The sequence below is a fragment of the Bradyrhizobium sp. SRL28 genome, from assembly GCF_018596315.1.
In the GTDB taxonomy this organism is placed as follows: Bacteria; Pseudomonadota; Alphaproteobacteria; order Rhizobiales; family Xanthobacteraceae; genus Bradyrhizobium.
In genome coordinates this window covers 1-7,214 of the sequence record NZ_JAHEAG010000106.1, presented here as the reverse complement: position 1 = coordinate 7,214, position 7,214 = coordinate 1, and the positions used below count along the sequence as shown (strand labels likewise).

Genomic DNA, 7,214 nt, shown 5'->3' with positions numbered 1-7,214 from the left:
ATACGCGACATGCAGACAGCCACTCTCTCGATTACCTCGTCGGCCGGTCAATCCCCGCGCTCAATCCGGCAGTCCGGATGGAGATCGCCCCTGAGATGGTGACCGGAGCGTACCGCCTTCGTCGTTAGATACCGCTTGTTGTGGGGGGTGACCGGCACTTCAAGCGCGACGCGGGCAGCGATCTCGATTCCGGCTTCAGTGAGCCCGTCGAGCTTGGCGGGATTGTTGGTGAGCAGGACGATCCGCGTGCAGTTCAGGGTCGCAGCATCAGCGCAGCAACCCCGTAGTCGCGCTCATCGTCTTCGAAGCCGAGCGTCGTGTTGGCATCACGCGTATCGAGCCCGCCGTCCTGCAGTCGATAGGCTCTCATCTTGTTCGCAAGGCCGATACCGCGGCCTTCTTGCGCCATATACAGAATGACGCCGCCGCCGAGGCTTTCGAGGTGAGCGAGGGCCAGCCGAAGCTGGTCACCACAGTCGCATCGCCGCGAGCCGAACACGTCTCCGGTCAGGCATGCCGAATGAAGTCGAACCGGCACCGGTTGAGTAAAATCTGGCTTGCCGACTATGATGGCGACTTGATCCACGCCGAGAGCATCCCAAAACACGACAAAGCGCGCCGCTCTGCCCGACGCCAGTGGAATCGTTGCTTCGCTCGCGAGCGCAAGTGTATTGGTCGCGTCCGCGGCAAACCGATTGACCGCGTCCGCTTCGACCGCAACGATCAGGTCCATCAAATCGTCGTCGCCGTTCGGCAGCACGTCCGCTGCGAGAATCGCCGGCAGGCTGCGGCTCAATTTAGCGAGCCGGATTGCCGCCGTGGCAGCACGACTTGCAGCTTCCGCCTCTCCTGCGAAATGCTCCTCGTTTTCAGCGTTGGCAGCGAGGTCGAAGATAGTACTCACGCCGACTACTCGGGAAAGCGATAACGCCATTGCTGTCGATGCCCTGATGCCGATCCAGTGCGCTCGCTGTTGCGTGACGACGAGTTTCGGCGCGTTCGGACTGCATAGAACCGCAAAATCATCCAGGCGTTGTTGGTCAAGCCCGTCGACTGGCAAAACGAGCAAAGACTCGCCAGATGCGCGAATACGAATCGGTCTTCGCGCCTGCAGCTCGCTTAACGCGCGGCTGACATTGAGGCATTCCTTGTTGCCAAGCAGGGCTGAATTTGCAGACGAATGCGCGGCGCTCATTGGCGGGTGACCTTCGTTACCGGGCGCGTTCGTAGAACACCGAAAGTCCTGAATCATTCCGCTAGGAATCAGATGGATTTTTGCGGCCGAGAGGTCGATAGTAGCATTGATCGGTCACAGGTTCCGAATTTTGATCTCTGCCGTGCAGTTTGGCAAATTACGCACCCGTGAATTCGCGTCTCCTGATGCATGGGAGAGCTTTGTCCAGCGTTTTCGTAGAGGGCAGCAGCCCCTTCCTCGAGGCTGGGCGGATCTGTTTGGTCCGTTGCGCAACGGGGAAGTGGACGATCTCGTGATCGTAGGGCAGGTCGGCCAATCGCTCGATGGGCGCATCGCGACGGCTACTGGACATTCAAAGTATATCAATTGTCCAGCTGGCATTGAGCACCTTCACCGGCTGCGTGCGCTCGTCGACATTGTCGTCGTTGGCGTTCGCACTGCCGTCGCTGACGACCCGCAATTGACGGTCAGACAAGTAGCTGGCCCTCAGCCGGCGCGTGCCGTGATTGATCCAAGAGGCCGCCTCGGGGCCAATGCGAGATTGTTCGCCGATGATGGTGTTCGCCGACTGCTAATCACGGCAGAGGGCACACATTGTACGCCGCCTCCCGGGGTTGAAGTTGTGACTTTGCCGGCCGAACATGGAAATATAGCTCCGTCCACCATCGTAGCCTCGCTGACGCGGGCAGGGATGCGCCGCATGCTGATCGAGGGCGGCGCTGACACTATTTCGCGCTTTATCGCAGCCCGATGTCTCGATCGCCTGCACATAACCGTCTCGCCCGTCATGTTGGGCGCCGGAGGTCCTGGCATCCAGTTGCCGCCGCTCGAGCGGGCCGATCAGGCTCACCGTATGCCCGTGCGCGTGCACATGATCGAAGATGATGTTCTGTTTGATTGCGACCTCTCGGCTCAACGCGTGGCACTCGGTGTGCCAAAGAAGTCGACGTGAACTACGCGCACCGCTGAAACGCTTTTGCTGATTGCGGCTTTTCGTCTGACCAGCCAGCGGTCGATTTCGGGGTGTGATAGCGGTTCGATCTCGCACACGAAGCTGTCGGGGGCACGGCGAAGACAACGTAATCACCACAAAGGCGCCTCGTACTGCGCGCGAGCGACGTGTGACTCTGAGAGCGCGATGCGCAGAGCCTTGAGCTCCCGGCCGGGACGGCCGAGTTCGCCAGCTCGGGCCGGCTTCGCCAGCCCGTCGAAAACATACTTGGACAGAAATTCCGTAGTCGTGTTGGTGCCCTTGAACTCGGGCACGTCGTCAAGATTGCGGTAGTTAAGTGGCGCCAGCACCGCCTTAAGCGCATTGTGTGCGCGGCCGATGTCGATAACAATTCCATTGTTATCGAGGGTGTCCGCGATGAAGGCCGCATCGACCACGAAGGTCGCCCCGTGCAGCGTCTGCGCGGGCCCGAAAATCGCGCCCCGGAAAGAATGAGCGATCATGATGTGGTCGCGAACTTCGACGGTGAACAAGGTAGCTCCTTACGAATAAACGACGGGTTGGCAGAGTATGCCGCTCCTGGCGTCGAGAATTCCCGGCAGTTGATCCGGCAAATCGCCGAACGCAACCGCCGGTGCCAGCAATGCGTCGAGCCGTTCATCGTTGAGCAGTGCGACGGCGGCCGCGAGACGGCGGACGCACGTCCAGCGCGTACGGTGCGATGGGGCAACTCGCCCGACCTGGCTCGATACCAGCCGAAGCCGACGGCTATGGAAGGAGCCGCCAAGCATTGCGGTCACTGCCGCGTCACCATACCAACTCATCTCGAGCACAGTAGCCTCGTCCCCGCCCAGTTCGAGCGCCGTTCGTAGTCCATCGGGCGAACTGCTGGCGTGTACGATGAGGTCGCAGTCACCCCTTGCTTTCCCGGGTTCAGCGAAACTAACCCCGAGCGTTCCTGCTAATTTCGCCCGGCCTGGATTGATATCGACAAGCGTGACGTCCGTACCAGGAATCCGCCCGCACAGATACGCGACGAGAGAACCGACCACGCCAGCCCCTATAACAGCGATGCGATCGGCTGGTGCCGGTGCAGCGTCCCACACTCCATTGAGCGCGGTTTCCATGTTGGCAGCAAGCACCGCGCGCCGTGGTGGAACATCCTCCGGAAGCGCGACCGCTGCGCTCGCTGGGATGTTGAAAGCGGTCTGATGCGGGAAGAGCGCGAAGACGTTCTTGCCCTGCAAGACGCCTCCGCCGCTCTCGACCCGTCCGACGGCGGCGTAGCCGTACTTGACGGGAAAGGGAAAATCACCCGCCATGAACGGCGCGCGCATCCTCTCGAATTCGCTCACGGGTACACGCCCACCAAACACCAGGGATTCAGTGCCCCGACTGATCGCGCTATAGATGGTTTTCACGCGTACTTCGCCGGTGCCGGGCGGAGCTATTTCTTCCCGGCGAATCTCGACCTGTCCGGGGCCGCGATACCATAGGGCCGAAGCGATATCGGCATCTGCACTAACAGCCATTTTCCAAGATCTCGAACTGGAATTCCCGATGGCTCGACAAGCGATAGTCTGCACCGGCCGCCGGCGAATGAGAAGCCATAATCTCCTTGCTACTGCGACATGAGCGCGCTCACCGAGCAAGCTGGATCTACGTGCCCCCCGCTCATTAACCGATCGTCTCAATTGCGCTGGCAAAGAGTCGGGCGGAATCTTGCCAAGTGGGGAGCTGAGCCGCTGCCGCGCGAGCATTCGCCGCAAGCCGCCGCCGTTCAGGCGGATCGTCGATCAGGCGGCGCAGCGCCTGCGCCAATGCGATCGTATCCTCCGGAGGCACCAACAGACCTGCCTCCGCCGGCACCGTGTCGGGGATGGCGCCCGCCCTGGTGGATACGACCGGAAGGCCGTGCCCGATCGCTTCGGCGAGCGCCATCCCATACCCTTCGAAACGCGACGCGAGAACAAATATGTCGGATGCCAAATAGAGTTCGATGATGCGCTCAGGCGGCACGGCGCCCAGCACCGCGACCCTGTCGCCGAGGCTGTACGCCTCAATATCGGCGTCAAGCTGCGCGGCGGCGGCCGGGTTGCGGGTCCGGTCACCCGCGATCGTCAGCCGCCAGGGCATGTCGGCAAGTGCGACCAGCGCAGCGATCAGCAGATCGTATCCTTTGTCCGGCACGACCGAGCCAATCGAGAGAAGCCGAACGACGCCATCCTTACTGCCAGGCGCTGGCGGAACAGGATCATTGCCCGGTCGGACCACGCTGACGCGCTGAGCCGGGACGTCGTAATCAGCGATCACAATGCGGGCGGTTGCCTCACTCGTGGCCACGACGTGCGCTGCAGCAGCGAGCGCAGCGCGCTCGCTCTTGCGGAACACGTCTGCCTGCGTCCTGCCCAGACCGGCGTGCAGAGCAAGCGGTTGGTGCACCAGCGCGATGAGCGGTGTGCGGGATCGGAGCGCGCCGGTCTCGGGCAGAGCCCCGAACGCAAGCCCATCGAGGATTATCGGACAGCCGGCCGGCACCGCGGACAGTATCGCCAGCGCGGTCGCGCGTTGCGCGATGCTCGGGAATGGAAAGCTGTCGCCGATGTTGGCGACATCGACGTGCCAACCGAGCCGCCGAAGCTCCTGGATGATGCGTCGATCATAGCGATAACCTCCGGTCGGCGTAGCGAGATCACCCGGCACGGCGAACGCAACGTGCAGTTCATTGCATGGAAACGTGCGCACGGTGCTGATCCAGTGATGGTTGCGCCAGGTTAGACGGATTTGCGCGAGCCGCAAGCCGAACAATATGCCCCTTCATGACGCCATTCCTTTTGGCCGCCAGGTAGGTTTCGCCCCCTTCCAGGCGCATAGTGAGAGGCCGCCGCGAAAAGAATCCAATCGAGCGTGTCTCCCGATGACAGCAAGCATGGTGAGCAGGAGCGCAACGAGGGCGGGCACGTCTCCTTTGGGAATAAACGTCCAAGGAACAGAGCGACTGCGGCGAAACCCAGCTTGATCCAGCAGCACGGAAAATTCTTCGCGAGTCAGGATTCTGTCACTGGAAAGATGTTTGGTGTCAAACCCCAACACAGGCGCTATCATCCGATACCAAACGTAATCGGCATCCGGTGTCAGGCAGAAAAAGCGGCCGCCAACCTTCAGCACCCCATAGATGCTGGCCAACACCGCTCGCTTATCCAGCATATGCTCGAAGGCACCGATACAAATCGCCAGATCGATCGATTGGTCTGCGATTCCGTTCAGATCCTCGGCGTTGCCCACCTCAAACGTAAGGTTGGCTTTCCAGGCTGAGTTCCGAAGGCGAGCGCGCGCCAGTGCGATCATGCCCGGCGAGACATCAATCCCGATGCCACGGGCTACTTCAGGGGCAAGGGCGAAGAGGTGATGGCCGTTGCCGCAACCGAGGTCCAGCACCACATCAGAGGGCCGGATTCGAGCCAGGTTTCGCACAAGCGCGAGTCGGTATTCGAGCAGTCGTTGCGGGTCACCGTGCTGCTCGGGAGATCCTGTTGATGCACATCGATCAAAGAAGGACCCGATATCCGCGGTGTTGCGCGAGGGCGTGGTCCTAACACCACGAAACCTTGACCAAGGCCCTCGTCGTTCGGTGCCACGCGTCTGCAACCGCAGCGAGCGGACTGCGAGATCGGCAGGACTTATCGAATTCCGCTTCTTTGTCATCGGCACGACAGGCCGCCCGAGAACCGACTCCAAGTGACAAAACAATTCAATTGCTTCGCTTGGGTTCCCCGGACGGAGGTGCAAGCGCGCTGCATTTCCCCCTCGTATCGGAATCTGGCGCGTCGATGCGATCGGTTTTGCAAAGTCGCTATCGGTTCGAATTCGCTGACGCTGAATGCCACGCGGCATCGCCTGGCAGGGCCGCAAGTGCTAGGGTTGAGAGTCGAGAGCAGAATAACGCCCCAGAATTCCTCGAGGTTCGGTTCTGACGCGTTGGAACGCGCACCCGTGGACCGGCAATCGGGATCAGCCACAGTCTCCGCCCCGGCGGAACTGAAGACGATTCCTGGCGGAGTCGATTATGAGCTGGTTTTTCATCGCCCTATGGGCGCCATTCCTGCTTGCTTGCGCCAATCACAACGACAAGTTTTTGCTGTCGAGATACCTCGAGCAAAAAAGTATCGGATCCATTGTCATATTCTCTTCGCTGTTCAGCGGCGTGGCGATCCCGATCTTATTGTTCATTCAGCCGGACGTGTACGACGTCAGCGTCGTTCAAGGAACTGCGCTCGTCGCGACCGGGATGTCGAGCGTCTTCGCCGCTGTTTGCTATCTCTATGCACTCGACATCGATGAGGCATCCTTCGTCACACCGTTTTATCAAACGGTACCCATCTTTGCTTACTTCTTCGGTTACTTCATCCTGAGTGAAACGATCACGCTTGCGCAAGGATCGGGTTCGTTCGTAATTATTGTCGGTGCGCTTGCATTGTCGTTTGAGTCCGGTCGGCGGGGAATGCGGTTCAAGCGTAACGTTGTGGCACTGATGCTGGGGGCTTCCTTCTTGAGTGCGGTCAATGGCGTCATTTTCAAGCTGATCGCCGTGGAGAAGGGATTTTGGGTTTCGCTTTTTTGGGGATTCGTCGGCCAAACGATGACCGGTTTGGTTTCCCTGGTCATCGTTTCAAGTTACCGCAGAGATTTTCTCGACCTCTTCAAGCAATCGAAAGTCGCCGCTTTTGGCCTCATCGCATTGAGCAAAACATTGTTCATTGTCAGCGAAGCCATCACGCTTTACGCGACGCTCCTGGCGCCCGTTGCATTGGTCCTTCTCGTGAATTCGTTCCAGCCACTTTTCGTCTTTGCATTCGGTATCGTGTTGACCCTGTTTTTCCCTCGCGTGGCCAAGGAATCGCTAGATCGCACGAAGATGCTACAAAAGGGCATGGGAATTTGCCTCATGCTCGTCGGTGGTTACTTGATCAGCAGATAACATCTGACCGAGCTAACGAAGCCACTTTTGGCGGTGCACGAGTCCGTTATCGACTCCATCGTGACGGGCGCGCTGCTCGCGTCCGCTCA

General features: G+C 59.9%; 6 protein-coding genes and 1 pseudogene. 2 read left to right on the top strand and 5 right to left on the bottom strand.

From position 1 onward, the window contains the following. Window positions 1-47 precede the first annotated feature (47 nt). A pseudogene (locus KIP88_RS48920) lies at window positions 48-733 on the bottom strand (GTP cyclohydrolase II). 604 nt (window positions 734-1,337) lie between these two features. On the opposite strand from KIP88_RS48920, the gene KIP88_RS44990 reads away from it, so the two are divergent. Beyond that, entirely contained in the window at window positions 1,338-2,147 is an 810-nt protein-coding gene (locus KIP88_RS44990) for a RibD family protein (RefSeq protein WP_308163825.1), read from the top strand. A gap of 131 nt (window positions 2,148-2,278) precedes the next feature. On the opposite strand, the gene KIP88_RS44985 is transcribed toward KIP88_RS44990, so the two are convergent. From KIP88_RS44985 to KIP88_RS44970, 4 genes are all read right to left on the bottom strand, one after another. Continuing rightward, window positions 2,279-2,680: a 6-carboxytetrahydropterin synthase gene (locus KIP88_RS44985; RefSeq protein WP_214494503.1), complete on the bottom strand. Its 402-nt coding sequence runs from the start codon at window positions 2,678-2,680 to the stop codon at window positions 2,279-2,281. Window positions 2,681-2,689: 9 nt separating this feature from the next. Next, the gene (locus KIP88_RS44980; protein WP_214494502.1) at window positions 2,690-3,679 is read right to left on the bottom strand and encodes a zinc-binding alcohol dehydrogenase; all 990 of its coding nucleotides are present in this window, start codon (window positions 3,677-3,679) and stop codon (window positions 2,690-2,692) included. Between the two features lie 145 nt (window positions 3,680-3,824). Further along, window positions 3,825-4,892: a glycosyltransferase family 4 protein gene (locus tag KIP88_RS44975; protein ID WP_214494501.1), complete on the bottom strand. Its 1,068-nt coding sequence runs from the start codon at window positions 4,890-4,892 to the stop codon at window positions 3,825-3,827. A gap of 72 nt (window positions 4,893-4,964) precedes the next feature. Continuing rightward, window positions 4,965-5,852 carry a class I SAM-dependent methyltransferase gene (locus KIP88_RS44970; RefSeq protein WP_214494505.1) on the bottom strand — a complete coding sequence of 296 codons (888 nt, stop codon included), beginning with the start codon at window positions 5,850-5,852 and terminating at the stop codon, window positions 4,965-4,967. A 361-nt stretch (window positions 5,853-6,213) separates the two neighbouring features. Between KIP88_RS44970 and KIP88_RS44965 the strand changes: the two genes are divergently transcribed. Continuing rightward, window positions 6,214-7,125: an EamA family transporter gene (locus KIP88_RS44965; protein ID WP_214494499.1), complete on the top strand. Its 912-nt coding sequence runs from the start codon at window positions 6,214-6,216 to the stop codon at window positions 7,123-7,125. Window positions 7,126-7,214 lie beyond the last annotated feature (89 nt).

What these genes read in the sequence shown, in the direction of transcription:
- KIP88_RS44980 (WP_214494502.1), bottom strand. Translation starts at nt 3,679, where the DNA reads ATGGCTGTTAGTGCAGATGCCGATATCGCTTCGGCCCTATGGTATCGC.
- KIP88_RS44970 (WP_214494505.1), bottom strand. Translation starts at nt 5,852, where the DNA reads ATGACAAAGAAGCGGAATTCGATAAGTCCTGCCGATCTCGCAGTCCGC.
- KIP88_RS44965 (WP_214494499.1), top strand. Translation starts at nt 6,214, where the DNA reads ATGAGCTGGTTTTTCATCGCCCTATGGGCGCCATTCCTGCTTGCTTGC.